Here is a 13,362-nt window from a genome sequence, read left to right on the forward strand (position 1 = left end):
CTATGCCTATTCAAAAATGTAAGCCAACGTCTCCAGGACGTCGCTTTGTAGAGAAAGTGGTTCATGATCACCTTCACAAAGGCGCGCCTTATGCTCCACTAGTTGAAGCTAAAAAACGTACTGGCGGCCGTAATAACAACGGTCACATTACGACTCGTCACGTTGGTGGCGGTCATAAACAACACTACCGTATCGTAGACTTTAAACGTAACAAAGACGGCATCCCAGCTGTAGTTGAGCGTATCGAATACGATCCAAACCGTTCTGCGCACATTGCGTTGTTGAAGTATGCTGACGGTGAACGTCGCTACATCATCGCGCCTAAAGGTTTACGCGCTGGTGATTCAGTACAATCTGGTAACGATGCTCCAATTCGTCCAGGTAACTGTTTACCACTTCGTAACATGCCTATCGGTTCTACTCTTCACAACATCGAGCTTAAAATCGGTAAAGGCGCACAATTAGTACGTTCTGCTGGTACATCTGCTCAATTGTTGGGTCGTGACGGTTCATACGCTATCATCCGTCTTCGTTCAGGTGAAATGCGTAAAGTACACGTTGAATGTCGCGCTGTGTTAGGTGAAGTATCTAACTCAGAAAGCAACCTTCGTTCATTGGGTAAAGCTGGTGCAGCGCGCTGGCGTGGCGTTCGTCCTACCGTTCGTGGTATGGCGATGAACCCGGTAGATCACCCGCACGGTGGTGGTGAAGGTCGTAGCAAAGGTATTCAACCTGTAAGCCCATGGGGTCAAAAAGCTAAAGGGTACAAAACACGTACCAACAAGCGTACGACTAAGATGATTATTCGCGACCGTCGCGTTAAGTAACAAGTAAAGGAATCTGACAATGCCTCGTTCTCTGAAAAAAGGCCCATTCGTCGATGCGCACTTGTTCGCTAAGGTTGAAGCGGCTATCGCGGCTAATAACCGTAAGCCGATCAAAACTTGGTCGCGTCGTTCGATGATCCTCCCGGATTTTGTTGGTTTAACAATTTCTGTACACAATGGCCGTAACCATGTTCCAGTGATCATCTCTGAACATATGGTTGGACACAAGCTTGGTGAATTTGCACCGACTCGTACCTACCGTGGTCACGGTGTTGACAAGAAATCTAAACGTTAATAGGTGCTATGATGGAAGTAACTGCTAAATTACGCGGTGCCGCTATCTCGGCACAGAAAGCTCGTTTGGTTGCAGATCTTATCCGCGGCAAATCTGTTGCGCACGCACTTAACATTTTGAACTTCAGCAACAAAAAAGCTGCAGTACTGGTTAAGAAAGCGTTAGAGTCTGCGATTGCAAACGCTGAACACAATAACAGTTTAGATGTAGACGACCTTAAAGTTTCTACGATCTACGTTGATGAAGGCATGAGCCTGAAACGTATTATGCCACGTGCTAAAGGCCGTGCAGATCGTATTACTAAGCGTACTTGTCACATTACCGTTAAGGTAGGGGTTTGATATGGGTCAGAAGGTTCATCCAATCGGTATCCGCCTAGGTGTTGTGAAACGTCATAACGCTAACTGGTATGCGAGTCCGAAACAATACGCTGAATACTTGCTTAAAGATTTGCAAGTTCGTGAGTTTTTAACTAAAAAACTCAAGAATGCAATGATCAGCAATATTCTTATCGAACGTCCAACAGGCGCTGCTAAAGTAACTATTAGCACTGCTCGTCCTGGTATCGTAATCGGTAAAAAAGGCGAAGACATTGAGAAATTACAACGCGAATTAACATCTATTATGGGTGTTCCTGCGCAAGTAAGTATCAACGAAATTGATCGTCCAGACTTGGATGCGCGTCTAGTTGCTGAAGCGATTGCTTCTCAATTAGAAAAACGTGTAATGTTCCGTCGTGCTATGAAGCGTGCGGTTCAAAACACGATGCGTGCTGGTGCGAAAGGTATCAAAGTAGAAGTTTCAGGCCGTTTAGGTGGTGCTGAGATTGCTCGTACTGAATGGTATCGTGAAGGTCGTGTACCTTTACATACTCTTCGTGCAGATATCGACTACGCGACTATGCGTGCTGAGACTACTTACGGTACGATTGGTGTTAAAGTTTGGATCTTCCGTGGCGAGATCTTGGGTGGCATGAAACAAGTCATGAACCCAGCTCCAGCTGAAGAACGTCCAGCTAAACGCGGTCGCGGTCGTGGTGAAGGTCAAGAGCGTCGTGGTCGTCGCAATGATCGTTCTGCTGAAAAAGGAGAATAATCCATGTTGCAACCTAAACGTACTAAATTCCGTAAGGTGCAAAAAGGCCGTAACACTGGTCTAGCTCACCGCGGTAGCGCAGTATCTTTTGGTACTATCGCACTTAAATCAATTGAACGTGGTCAAATGACTGCGCGTCAAATTGAAGCAGCGCGTCGTACAATTAGCCGTCGTATTAAACGTGGTGGTAAAATCTTTATCCGTGTATTCCCGGACAAGCCAATTACTTCTAAACCACTTGAAGTGCGTATGGGTAAAGGTAAAGGTTCTGTGGAATACTGGGTTTGCCAAATCAAACCAGGTAAAGTCTTGTACGAAATTGATGGTGTTAACGAAGAATTGGCTCGCGAAGCGTTTACGCTTGCAGCTGCTAAACTTCCGTTTAAAACCACTATCGTGACTCGGACGGTAATGTAATGAAAACTAAAGATCTACGTGAAAAGTCGGTAGAAGAGTTGACAGCTTTGCTTGATGAGCAACAGCTTAACCAATTCCGTCTTCGTATGGCGAAAGCAACTGGTCAATTGGGTAAATCGCACGAAGTGCAATTAACTCGCAAGACTATTGCTCGTATCAAGACCCTCCTTACCGAAAAACAGGGGAACGGACAATGAGTGAACAAACAGTCCGCACGTTAACAGGCAAAGTAGTAAGCGACAAAATGGACAAGTCTATTGTTGTGCTTATCGAACGTCGTGTTCAACACCCGTTGTATGGCAAATCAATCCGCCGTTCAACAAAATTACATGCTCATGATGAAAACAACACAGCTAAAACTGGTGATGTTGTAACAATCAAAGAAAGCCGCCCAATTTCTAAAACTAAGTCTTGGACTCTAGTTGAAGTTATTGAAGCAGCTGCTGAGTAATTAACGTTCTTGTTGCATCATCGGACAAATTCGAGTACTCTTTGAGCCTTTCGAATTTGCGACCGGTGATGCTCGGTTTTGGAGTAGGGCAATGATTCAGACCGAAACTATGCTCGACGTAGCAGACAACAGTGGTGCACGCCGCGTACAATGTATTAAAGTACTTGGTGGCTCACATCGTCGTTATGCTTCTGTTGGCGACATTATTAAAGTTACTGTAAAAGAAGCAATTCCACGCGCACGTGTTAAAAAAGGTGACGTGATGAATGCAGTAGTTGTTCGTACTAAATTCGGCATCCGTCGTCCAGACGGTTCAGTGATTCGTTTTGACGATAACGCTGCTGTTATTTTGAACAACAACAAAGCGCCGATTGCAACTCGTATTTTTGGACCAGTGACTCGTGAACTTCGTACTGAACAGTTCATGAAAATCATTTCATTGGCTCCTGAAGTTCTATAATAGAGGCAATCATGGCTAAGATTAAAAAAGGCGATCAAGTAATTGTGATCGCAGGTAAAGAAAAAGGCAAACAGGGTACTGTATTGTCTGTTTCAAATGACCAAGTGAAGGTAGAAGGTCTTAACCTAGTTAAGAAACATCAGAAGCCTAACCGAGCTACTGGCGCTGAAGGCGGCATCGTAACTCAAGAAGCTTCTCTTCACATCTCAAACGTGGCACTTTTTAATGCTACAACCCAAAAGGCTGACCGTGTTGGTTACCAAGTGATTGACGGCGTGAAAACTCGCGTTTATAAATCAAATGGTGAATCAGTGGCGGTAGCGAAGTAATAGGTTGAAAAAGGCAATGGCCAGACTTAAAGCACGTTACAACGACGAACTTAAAGCTCAATTACAAGAACAATTGGGTGTTAAGAATGTGATGGAGATCCCTCGCATCACTAAAATCACTATCAACATGGGTGTTGGTGCAGCTTCTGCTGACAAAAAACTCCTTGATGGTGCTCTTTCTGATATGCAAGCTATCGCTGGTCAAAAACCAGTACTTACGTTAGCTCGTAAATCTATCGCTGGTTTCAAAATCCGTGATGGTTGGCCGATTGGTTGTAAAGTTACTTTACGCGGCGAACGCATGTACGAATTCTTAGACCGTTTGATCTCTATTGCGATTCCTCGTATCCGTGACTTCCGTGGTTTCTCAGCGAAATCATTTGATGGTCGTGGTAACTACTCAATGGGTCTTAAAGAACAGATCATGTTCCCTGAGATCGATTTTGACAAGATTGACCGTATTCGTGGTATGGACATTACCATCACTACGACTGCTCGCACCGATGACGAAGGCCGTGCGCTAATGCGTGCATTCGGCTTCCCGTTCAAATAAGAGGTCGAAATGGCTAAGAAAGGTATGATTAATCGCGAATTGAAACGCGAAGCTACTGTTGCTAAATACGCTGCAAAACGTGCTGAATTAAAAGCTGTTATTGCAAACGTAAATGCGTCAGACGAAGAACGTTTCGAAGCGATGATGAAATTACAAGCATTACCACGTAATGCATCTCCAGTACGTCTACGTAACCGTTGTGGTTTAACTGGTCGTCCTCATGGTTACTTCCGCAAGTTCGGCTTAAGCCGTAACATGGTACGCGAAAAAGTAATGCAAGGTGATGTACCTGGCGTTGTTAAGGCAAGCTGGTAAGGAGCACTATAAATGAGTATGCAAGATACCGTTGCCGACATGCTAACACGTGTTCGTAACGCACAAATGGCGAAGAAACAAACTGTTTCTATGCCTAATTCTAAGTTGAAGGTTGCTATTGCAAACGTTCTTCAACAAGAAGGTTACATTTCAAACGTAGAAGTTGCTGATGTTGAAGGCAAAGCAACTTTAACTATTACGTTAAAATATTTTGAAGGCAAACCAGTTATCGAAACTGTGAAACGCGTAAGCCGTCCAGGTCTACGTCAGTATCGCGGTAAAGATGCACTTCCGAGCGTTAAGCAAGGTTTAGGTATTGCAATTGTTTCTACAAGCAAAGGCATCATGACTGATCGCGCTGCACGTGCTGCAGGCGTTGGTGGTGAAGTTATTGCTTTTGTTTCTTAATAGGTGATTCCTCATGTCTCGTGTGGCTAAAGCCCCAGTAACTGTACCTAACGGTGTAGCAGTTACTCAGAACGGCCGGCAGGTCGAAGTGAAAGGCACTAAAGGTACATTGTCTTTCAACCTGCATGCGCTGGTCGAGCTAAAACAGGAAGACGGTACTCTAGTTATTGCTCCTAAAGCTGAGTCGAAAGACGCTTGGATGCAAGCTGGTACTGCTCGCGCTGTGCTTAACAACCTTGTTAAAGGTGTTAGCGAAGGTTTCGAACGTAAGTTGCAACTTATCGGTGTTGGTTATAAAGCTGCGGTTAAAGGTAACATTGTTAACCTTAACCTTGGTTTCTCTCACCCGATCGATTACAACCTTCCTGAAGGTGTAACTGCAGAAACTCCTACAGCGACTGAAATCGTACTTAAATCTGCTGATAAAGCAAAATTAGGTCAAGTTGCTGCGGAAATCCGTGGTTACCGTCCACCAGAGCCGTATAAAGGTAAAGGTGTTCGTTATTCTGACGAAGTTGTACTTCGTAAAGAAGCTAAGAAGAAATAAGGCGCGAGGTTCTTATGAACGAAAAGAAACAATCCCGTTTGCGTCGTGCGAAAAGCACACGCTTGCACATCCGTGCATTGGGTGCGACTCGTTTGTGTGTAAACCGCACTCCGCGTCACATCTATGCTCAAGTTATCTCAGCAGATGGTGGCAAAGTATTAGCGCAAGCTTCTACTCTAGACGCTACTCTACGTGCTGGTACAACTGGTAATGTTGAAGCAGCTCAAAAAGTAGGTGCTTTAATCGCAGAACGCGCTAAAGCAGCTGGTGTAACTAAAGTTGCATTTGACCGTTCTGGTTTCAAATATCATGGTCGTATCAAAGCCTTGGCTGATGCTGCTCGTGAAAACGGCTTGGAGTTCTAATCATGGCTAAAGTTGAACAAAACGAAGGTCTTGTTGAAAAGCTGGTTGCCGTTGATCGTGTAGCCAAAGTTGTTAAGGGTGGTCGTATCTTCTCTTTCACAGCATTAACTGTGGTAGGTGATGGTAATGGTCGCGTAGGTTTTGGTCGTGGTAAAGCACGTGAAGTTCCAGCTGCTATCTCTAAAGCACTTGAAGCTGCTCGTCGCAACATGATCACTGTAGATCTTGCTGGTACGACTTTACAACACCCTGTGAATGCTCGTCACGGTGCAAGCCGTGTTTACATGCAGCCTGCTTCTGAAGGTACTGGCGTAATCGCTGGTGGCGCTATGCGTGCCGTTCTTGAAGCTGCTGGTGTACACAACGTACTTGCTAAATGTTACGGTTCTACTAACGCTGCCAACGTAGTTAACGCGACATTCAAAGGTCTGCGTGACATGACTTCTCCTGAGAAAGTTGCTGCGAAACGTGGTCTTTCAGTAGAACAAATTCAAGGGTAATAATCATGAAAACGATTAAAGTTACCCAGACTAAATCTGCATCGCACCGCTTGAAAAATCACAAGCTGAGCCTTAAAGGTTTAGGTCTGCGTCGTATTGGTCATACTGTTGAAGTGTTAGACACTCCATCTAACCGTGGTATGATCAACCAAGTCTACTATATGGTTAGTGTAGAGGAATAAGCCATGACTCTGCGTTTAAATACTATTGCACCTGCAGAAGGTGCTAAGCGTGACAACCTTCGTCTAGGCCGTGGTATCGGTTCTGGCGTTGGTAAGACTGGTGGCCGTGGTGTCAAAGGTCAAAACTCACGTAAGAGCGGTGGTACTCGTCCAGGCTTCGAAGGCGGTCAAACAGCGTTATATCGTCGTTTACCTAAATTCGGTTTCACTAGCCAACAGGCTTTGAAAACTGCTGAAGTACGTTTATCTGAGCTTGCTAAAGTTGAAGGCGACATCGTGTCTCTAGAAACTTTAAAAGCTGCGAACGTTGTACGTAAAGACATGACTCGTGCACGTATCGTACTTTCTGGTGAAATTACTCGCGCATTCACTATTCAAGGTGTTGTGTTGACTAAAGGCGCTAAAGCTGCTGTTGAAGCTGCTGGCGGTAAAGTCGAGGAGTAATCTCCAGTGTCTATGTCTCCTAGTTCTTCAGGTCATGTCAACATGATGAAAGGCCAACCATTTCATGTGAAATACCGTGAAATTATTCGTCGAATGATGTTTCTCATTGGTGCGTTGTTGGTGTTTCGACTGGGAGCACATATTCCAGTACCGGGCATTAACAATGCTGCGCTGGAGAATCTGTTTAATGCAAACCAAGGTACAATCCTTGGTTTGTTTAACATGTTCTCTGGTGGTGCATTGGAGCGAATGTCTATTCTTGCTCTTGGGATCATGCCATACATTTCTGCATCGATTATTGTGCAGCTGATGTCAACAGTCGTTCCGTCGCTGGAAGCTTTGAAAAAAGAAGGCGAGCAAGGCAAACGTAAAATAAATCAATACACACGACAGGGCACACTGTTCCTTGCATTTGTGCAAGCGGTCGGTATGTGCGCGGGCTTGATCAGTCAAGGAATTACTCTGACTGCTGGTCTGGCTTTTTATGTTCCTGCGGTAACCTCACTGGTTGCGGGGACCATGTTCCTGATGTGGTTGGGTGAACAGATTACCGAGCGTGGGGTGGGGAATGGTATTTCCATGATCATCTTCGCAGGTATTGTTGCAGGTCTGCCTACTTTGGTAATGCAGTCTCTGACTTCTGTCGATAATGGTCAGTCCAGCTTAATGGGTCTGGCAATATTTGCATTGTTATCCATCGCCGTGCTTGCAGCAATTGTGTTTATCGAGAAGGCGCAACGTCGTATTCCGGTGAACTATGCTCAGAAGCAGCAGGGTCGTCGCGTATTTACTGCACAGCAGACACATTTGCCACTTAAAATTAATATGGCCGGTGTGATTCCTGCAATTTTTGCAAGTTCATTGCTTTTGTTCCCTGCGAGCTTAGGTCAGTGGGTTGGTAGTGCAGATCCTGATGCAGGAATTATCAAGCGTAGTCTACAAGATTTGGCATTAGTTTTGTCGCCTGGTCAGCCGTTGTATTTGGTGCTCTTTGGTGCGTTAATTATCTTTTTCTGTTACTTCTACACTGCGCTAGTATTTAGCCCGAAAGAAGTGTCAGAAAACTTGAAACGCAGCGGAGCTTACGTGCCTGGTATTCGTCCAGGTGAGCAAACTGCTCGTTACTTAGATCATATTCTCAATCGTTTGACCTTTATTGGCGCGATTTACATCACTGTCATCTGTTTAATGCCGATGATCTTGCAAAGCTCTTTTGGTATTCCATTTAGCTTGGGCGGAACATCGTTGCTGATCGTGGTAGTGGTGGTGATGGACTTTATGGCTCAGCTACAAGCACATCTCACTTCGCACCAGTATGACAATCAAACATTAATGAGAAAAACGACTGCTCATCCTAAGGGATAGCGCACTTAGAGGTTTCATCATGAAAGTACAAGCTTCTGTAAAGAAAATTTGTGGTAGCTGTAAAGTTATCCGTCGTAATGGGGTTATCCGCGTAATTTGTAGCGCAGAACCTCGTCATAAGCAGCGTCAAGGTTAATCTGATCAAGACCTGTTGATTTCAGTAGGCGAATTGGGTTATTATCCGCCCCTCAAGATTTTTGTGGGGCGGTTGATTATCTCAGCTGCCTTTTTGGAGAAAATTGAATGGCTCGTATTGCCGGTGTAAACATTCCGGATAACAAGCATGCTGTTATCTCTCTAACGTATATCTTTGGTATTGGTCGCCATACTTCAAAAGCTATCTTAGCTGCTGCAGGTATCGCTCCGACTACTAAGATTCGTGAATTAGATGACGCTCAGCTTGATGCGATTCGTGCAGAAGTTGCTAAGGTTCCGACCGAAGGTGATTTACGTCGCGAAATTTCCATGAACATCAAACGTTTAATGGATTTAGGCTGCTACCGCGGTCTTCGTCATCGTCGCAGCTTGCCTGTCCGCGGTCAACGCACCAAAACTAACGCACGTACCCGTAAAGGTCCGCGCAAACCAATTAAGAAATAAGATTTCTGGAAGCTAAAAGATGGCTAAAGATACTCGCACACGCAAGAAGGTCACTCGTACCGTCTCTGAAGGTGTTGCACACATTCACGCTTCTTTTAATAACACCATTGTGACTATTACCGATCGTCAAGGTAATGCACTGGCTTGGGCCACTTCAGGTGGACAAGGCTTCCGTGGATCACGTAAATCAACTCCGTTTGCTGCTCAGGTAGCTGCTGAAGTTGCTGGTAAAGCTGCTTTGGATTACGGTTTGAAAAACTTGGATGTCCTTGTTAAAGGTCCTGGTCCAGGTCGTGAATCTGCGGTTCGTGCTTTAGGTGCAGTGGGTTATAAAATTAATAGCATTACCGATGTGACTCCAATTCCTCACAACGGTTGCCGTCCACCTAAAAAACGTCGCGTCTAAGGAGAATCATTCATGGCTCGTTATATTGGTCCAAAATGCAAACTCTCTCGCCGCGAAGGGACAGACCTGCAATTAAAATCTGGCGTTAAACCATTTGACGTTAAGACTAAAAAACATGCTAAAGCGCCTGGCCAACATGGTGGTGCGCGTGGCAGCAAACAATCTGAGTACTCACTACAATTACGTGAAAAACAAAAAGTACGTCGCATGTACGGTGTTTTAGAGCGTCAATTTAGTAACTACTACAAAGAAGCAGCTCGTGTTAAAGGCGCAACTGGCGAGAACTTGTTAAAGTTACTTGAAAGCCGTCTTGATAACGTTGTTTATCGCATGGGTTTTGGTTCTACACGTGCTGAAGCTCGTCAGTTAGTATCTCACCGCTCAATCACTTTAAATGGCCGTCGCGTTAACATCGCGTCTATCCAAGTTAAAGCTGGTGACGTGATTGCAGTTCACGAAGGCGCTAAACAACAATTACGTATCAAAAACGCAATTGAATTAGCTGCTCAACGTGGCATTCCTTCTTGGATGGAAGTAGATCATTCTAAACTAGAAGGTACGTTCAAAGCTGCACCGGATCGTTCTGATTTACCTGCTGAAATCAACGAAAGCTTGATTGTAGAATTGTATTCTAAATAATCCTTGAGGTAGCAATATGACGCGTACTGCAAATGAGTTTCTAACTCCGCAAGCGATCAAGGTCGAAGCGGCAAGCGGGACCTCGGCAAAAGTTATTCTAGAACCCTTAGAGCGTGGCTTTGGTCATACTCTGGGCAATGCTTTACGTCGCATCCTTCTTTCTTCTTTGCCTGGCGCTGCTGTGGTAGAAGTTGAAATTGAGGGTGTTGAGCACGAGTACAGTACTTTGGAAGGCTTGCAGCAGGACATCGTCGAGCTCTTGCTGAACCTAAAAGGATTGTCTATTAAGCTGTTCGATCAAAATGAAGCTTATTTAACATTAGAAAAACAAGGTCCAGGCGACGTAACTGCGGCTGACCTTCGTTTACCTCATAATGTTGAAGTGGTTAACCCTGAACACTTGATCGGCACATTAAGTGCTTCAGGCAATCTTAAGATGCGCCTGAAAGTGGCTCAAGGCCGTGGCTACGAGACTTCTGACTCACGTTTCCCAGAAGGCGAGACTCGCCCAGTGGGTCGTTTACAGTTAGATGCTTCTTACAGCCCGATCAAACGTGTGTCTTACACAGTTGAAAATGCTCGTGTAGAACAACGTACTGACCTTGATAAACTGATCATTGATCTTGAAACCAACGGTACAGTTGATCCTGAAGAAGCAATCCGCAAAGCGGCAACAATCTTGCAACAACAAATTGCAATCTTTGTTGACCTTCAGAAAGATCAAGCTCCTGTTGCTCAAGAGCCTCGTGAAGAAGTTGATCCGATTTTGCTTCGTCCAGTAGATGATCTAGAGCTAACTGTTCGTTCTGCTAACTGTTTGAAAGCAGAAAACATTTACTACATTGGTGATCTTGTACAGCGTACTGAAGTTGAGTTGCTTAAAACTCCTAACTTGGGTAAAAAATCGCTTACTGAGATCAAAGATGTTCTGGCTTCCAAAGGCTTACAACTCGGCATGCGTTTAGAGAACTGGCCACCAGCTAGTCTCCGTATGGACGATCGTTTCGCCTATCGTAGCCGTTAATTAAGTAGGACTATCACCATGCGTCATCGTAATAGTGGTGTGAAATTAGGCCGTACAAGCAGTCATCGTAAAGCGATGTTCCAAAACATGGCTAACTCTTTGTTTGAGCACGAGTTGATCAAAACAACCGTGCCTAAAGCAAAAGAATTACGTCGTGTTGCTGAGCCTTTAATCACTTTAGCTAAAGTCGATACAGTAGCAAACCGTCGTTTGGCGTTTGCTCGTACTCGTTCAGCTGCAACTGTTGGTAAATTATTTACCGTTCTTGGCCCTCGTTACAAAGAGCGTAACGGCGGTTATCTACGTGTTCTTAAAGCGGGCTTCCGTGCAGGTGATGCTGCACCGATGGCTTACGTTGAGCTAGTAGATCGCGAAGTTAACTAATTTCGTGAAGAGCAGCAAACGTTGTTAGGAAAGGTCGGTTGAATAAACCGGCCTTTTTTAATGTCTGTAATTTTTCTAAATAGACCAATTGTCGGACAGACTAACAATTTGTCCCAAAAAGATAAAAAAAGTAGGGCAATTATACAAACTTGACATGGAGTATTGTCAGTTTTATGTTTTAATAAAATAAATGATAAACATAGGTCAAAAGAAGAACATGGAAAAACAAGTTGATATCTTAATTGTGGGTGCAGGCATCTCGGGAATTGGACTGGCAGCTCATCTCTCTAAAAATTGTCCGAAACGTTCATTCGAGATTATTGAGCGTCGCGAAAGTGTAGGCGGTACCTGGGACTTATTTAAATATCCTGGTATCCGTTCTGATTCGGATATGTCAACTTTTGGCTTTAATTTTAAGCCTTGGAAAAAAGCCAGTGTATTGGCTGATGGCGCATCAATTAAAAATTATCTATCTGAAGTCGTAGATGAATTCAAACTGGAATCCAAAATCCACTATCAGCACCGTGTATTAAATGCCAATTATGATACGCATACTCATAAATGGTCAGTAAAAATCGAAAATGCTCAAGGTCAGACTGAAATTTGGGTAGCGAATTTTGTTCTGGGATGCACTGGTTATTACAATTACGATCAAGGCTTCCAGCCAGAATTTTCGAATCAGGATGCATTTAAAGGTACATTTATTCATCCGCAGCATTGGCCTGAGAACTTCGACTATAGCGGTAAAAAAGTGGTAATCATTGGCAGTGGCGCAACTGCGATTACTCTTGTTCCAGCCATGGTTAAAGGCGGGGCAGCGCATGTGACCATGTTGCAGCGTTCTCCGACCTATATTGCTTCTGTGCCATCGATTGATATGGTCTATGACAAGATGCGTAAGTATCTGCCTGAGGATGTGGCTTACAAGATTACGCGTGCGCGAAATATTGGTATGCAACGTGGGATTTATGCACTGGCACAGAAACAGCCAAAATTGCTTAAGAAACTGCTGCTGAATGCGGTGAAATTCCAGCTCAAGGGTAAGGTGGATATGAAACACTTTACTCCGGATTATGAGCCTTGGGATCAGCGTTTATGTGTAGTGCCGGATGGAGATTTGTTCAAGATTCTGCGTTCAGGTAAAGCTTCTGTTGAAACGGATCATATCGAGAAATTTACTGAAAATGGTATTCAGCTTAAATCAGGAAAACATCTAGATGCAGATATCATTATTTCTGCAACCGGACTGAATATTCAAATCCTTGGTGGCATTCAGGCATCTATCGATGGCAAGCCAATCGATACCTCTAAACATATGCTGTATCGCGGTATGATGGTCAGTGATATCCCGAATATGGCGCTGATTATTGGCTATATCAATGCATCCTGGACGCTGAAAGTAGACATTGCCGCTGAATATATCTGCCGTCTACTCAATTATATGGACAAAAAAGGCTTTGATGAAGTACTGCCGGAAGGTAATGCTGCAGAATTACTTGAGGATACTGTAATGGGCAGCCTGAGCTCAGGTTATATTGCCCGTGCTGCTGACGTGATGCCGAAACAGGGTAAGCATGGGGTATGGCGTGTTAGCAATAATTACCTCGCAGACCGTAAAGATCTTAAGAATGCAGCCTTTGATGATGATATTCTGCAGTTTAAGGCGAAGGCTGAGCAGGGAAAGACGCTCGGCAAGAAGGTTAAACCTCGTCTAGTATCTTAAAATTTGAATATATTATAAGGAGCATTTCAGTGC

Annotated in this window: 24 protein-coding genes and 1 pseudogene; all 25 read left to right on the forward strand. The window is 44.4% G+C overall.

The window, feature by feature from the left end:
* Nucleotides 1-2: 2 nt before the first annotated feature.
* The 25 genes and pseudogenes from rplB (at nucleotide 3) to BS636_RS07545 (ending at nucleotide 13,329) form a co-directional block, all read left to right on the forward strand.
* Nucleotides 3-827: a 50S ribosomal protein L2 gene (gene rplB, locus BS636_RS07425; RefSeq protein WP_004809807.1), complete on the forward strand. Its 825-nt coding sequence runs from the start codon at nucleotides 3-5 to the stop codon at nucleotides 825-827.
* Between the two features lie 19 nt (nucleotides 828-846).
* Nucleotides 847-1,122, forward strand: coding sequence for a 30S ribosomal protein S19 (rpsS, locus tag BS636_RS07430; RefSeq protein ID WP_004673001.1), 276 nt, complete (start codon nucleotides 847-849; stop codon nucleotides 1,120-1,122).
* Nucleotides 1,123-1,133: 11 nt separating this feature from the next.
* Nucleotides 1,134-1,463, forward strand: a complete 330-nt coding sequence (gene rplV, locus BS636_RS07435; RefSeq protein ID WP_001982638.1) for a 50S ribosomal protein L22 — start codon at nucleotides 1,134-1,136, stop codon at nucleotides 1,461-1,463.
* Between the two features lies 1 nt (nucleotide 1,464).
* Nucleotides 1,465-2,281, forward strand: a pseudogene (gene rpsC / locus BS636_RS07440) (30S ribosomal protein S3).
* Complete coding sequence (rplP, locus tag BS636_RS07445) at nucleotides 2,221-2,634, forward strand: 50S ribosomal protein L16 (protein WP_099338203.1); 414 nt, start codon at nucleotides 2,221-2,223, stop codon at nucleotides 2,632-2,634. Before rpsC ends, rplP begins: the two are co-directional and overlap by 61 nt.
* A complete protein-coding gene (rpmC, locus tag BS636_RS07450; protein WP_004786915.1) occupies nucleotides 2,634-2,831 on the forward strand; it encodes a 50S ribosomal protein L29 in 198 nt (65 codons plus the stop codon). The genes rplP and rpmC overlap by 1 nt, the downstream gene beginning before the upstream one ends.
* Nucleotides 2,828-3,085: a 30S ribosomal protein S17 gene (gene rpsQ, locus BS636_RS07455; protein ID WP_004809803.1), complete on the forward strand. Its 258-nt coding sequence runs from the start codon at nucleotides 2,828-2,830 to the stop codon at nucleotides 3,083-3,085. The genes rpmC and rpsQ overlap by 4 nt, the downstream gene beginning before the upstream one ends.
* 91 nt (nucleotides 3,086-3,176) lie before the next feature.
* Nucleotides 3,177-3,545 (forward strand): 50S ribosomal protein L14, encoded by a 369-nt coding sequence (gene rplN / locus BS636_RS07460; RefSeq protein ID WP_001982634.1) that lies wholly within the window; start codon nucleotides 3,177-3,179, stop codon nucleotides 3,543-3,545.
* A gap of 11 nt (nucleotides 3,546-3,556) precedes the next feature.
* Nucleotides 3,557-3,874 carry a 50S ribosomal protein L24 gene (gene rplX / locus BS636_RS07465; RefSeq protein ID WP_099338204.1) on the forward strand — a complete coding sequence of 106 codons (318 nt, stop codon included), beginning with the start codon at nucleotides 3,557-3,559 and terminating at the stop codon, nucleotides 3,872-3,874.
* Between the two features lie 16 nt (nucleotides 3,875-3,890).
* Entirely contained in the window at nucleotides 3,891-4,427 is a 537-nt protein-coding gene (rplE, locus tag BS636_RS07470; protein WP_099338205.1) for a 50S ribosomal protein L5, read from the forward strand.
* Between the two features lie 9 nt (nucleotides 4,428-4,436).
* Complete coding sequence (gene rpsN, locus BS636_RS07475) at nucleotides 4,437-4,742, forward strand: 30S ribosomal protein S14 (protein WP_004809795.1); 306 nt, start codon at nucleotides 4,437-4,439, stop codon at nucleotides 4,740-4,742.
* Nucleotides 4,743-4,754: 12 nt separating this feature from the next.
* Entirely contained in the window at nucleotides 4,755-5,150 is a 396-nt protein-coding gene (rpsH, locus tag BS636_RS07480; RefSeq protein ID WP_099338206.1) for a 30S ribosomal protein S8, read from the forward strand.
* Nucleotides 5,151-5,163: 13 nt separating this feature from the next.
* Entirely contained in the window at nucleotides 5,164-5,697 is a 534-nt protein-coding gene (gene rplF / locus BS636_RS07485) for a 50S ribosomal protein L6 (RefSeq protein ID WP_099338207.1), read from the forward strand.
* A 14-nt stretch (nucleotides 5,698-5,711) separates the two neighbouring features.
* Nucleotides 5,712-6,062, forward strand: coding sequence for a 50S ribosomal protein L18 (gene rplR / locus BS636_RS07490; protein ID WP_004281497.1), 351 nt, complete (start codon nucleotides 5,712-5,714; stop codon nucleotides 6,060-6,062).
* Between the two features lie 2 nt (nucleotides 6,063-6,064).
* Nucleotides 6,065-6,562 (forward strand): 30S ribosomal protein S5, encoded by a 498-nt coding sequence (gene rpsE / locus BS636_RS07495; protein WP_004657688.1) that lies wholly within the window; start codon nucleotides 6,065-6,067, stop codon nucleotides 6,560-6,562.
* A 5-nt stretch (nucleotides 6,563-6,567) separates the two neighbouring features.
* Nucleotides 6,568-6,744 carry a 50S ribosomal protein L30 gene (rpmD, locus tag BS636_RS07500; protein ID WP_004809788.1) on the forward strand — a complete coding sequence of 59 codons (177 nt, stop codon included), beginning with the start codon at nucleotides 6,568-6,570 and terminating at the stop codon, nucleotides 6,742-6,744.
* 3 nt (nucleotides 6,745-6,747) lie between these two features.
* A complete protein-coding gene (gene rplO / locus BS636_RS07505) occupies nucleotides 6,748-7,188 on the forward strand; it encodes a 50S ribosomal protein L15 (RefSeq protein WP_099338208.1) in 441 nt (146 codons plus the stop codon).
* 45 nt (nucleotides 7,189-7,233) lie between these two features.
* A complete protein-coding gene (gene secY, locus BS636_RS07510) occupies nucleotides 7,234-8,553 on the forward strand; it encodes a preprotein translocase subunit SecY (protein WP_171266072.1) in 1,320 nt (439 codons plus the stop codon).
* Nucleotides 8,554-8,572: 19 nt separating this feature from the next.
* On the forward strand, nucleotides 8,573-8,689 hold the full coding sequence (gene rpmJ, locus BS636_RS07515) for a 50S ribosomal protein L36 (RefSeq protein ID WP_000867907.1): 117 nt from the start codon (nucleotides 8,573-8,575) through the stop codon (nucleotides 8,687-8,689).
* A gap of 107 nt (nucleotides 8,690-8,796) precedes the next feature.
* Nucleotides 8,797-9,153, forward strand: coding sequence for a 30S ribosomal protein S13 (gene rpsM / locus BS636_RS07520; protein ID WP_004281492.1), 357 nt, complete (start codon nucleotides 8,797-8,799; stop codon nucleotides 9,151-9,153).
* A 19-nt stretch (nucleotides 9,154-9,172) separates the two neighbouring features.
* A complete protein-coding gene (rpsK, locus tag BS636_RS07525) occupies nucleotides 9,173-9,559 on the forward strand; it encodes a 30S ribosomal protein S11 (protein ID WP_001040166.1) in 387 nt (128 codons plus the stop codon).
* Between the two features lie 12 nt (nucleotides 9,560-9,571).
* The gene (gene rpsD / locus BS636_RS07530; RefSeq protein ID WP_004809780.1) at nucleotides 9,572-10,198 is read left to right on the forward strand and encodes a 30S ribosomal protein S4; all 627 of its coding nucleotides are present in this window, start codon (nucleotides 9,572-9,574) and stop codon (nucleotides 10,196-10,198) included.
* A gap of 16 nt (nucleotides 10,199-10,214) precedes the next feature.
* Nucleotides 10,215-11,222, forward strand: coding sequence for a DNA-directed RNA polymerase subunit alpha (locus BS636_RS07535; protein ID WP_004809777.1), 1,008 nt, complete (start codon nucleotides 10,215-10,217; stop codon nucleotides 11,220-11,222).
* 18 nt (nucleotides 11,223-11,240) lie between these two features.
* The gene (rplQ, locus tag BS636_RS07540; RefSeq protein ID WP_004786886.1) at nucleotides 11,241-11,606 is read left to right on the forward strand and encodes a 50S ribosomal protein L17; all 366 of its coding nucleotides are present in this window, start codon (nucleotides 11,241-11,243) and stop codon (nucleotides 11,604-11,606) included.
* Nucleotides 11,607-11,823: 217 nt separating this feature from the next.
* Nucleotides 11,824-13,329, forward strand: a complete 1,506-nt coding sequence (locus BS636_RS07545; RefSeq protein ID WP_099338210.1) for a flavin-containing monooxygenase — start codon at nucleotides 11,824-11,826, stop codon at nucleotides 13,327-13,329.
* The last annotated feature ends 33 nt before the right edge of the window (nucleotides 13,330-13,362 follow it).

This window comes from Acinetobacter sp. LoGeW2-3 (genome assembly GCF_002688565.1).
Classification (GTDB): domain Bacteria; phylum Pseudomonadota; class Gammaproteobacteria; order Pseudomonadales; family Moraxellaceae; genus Acinetobacter.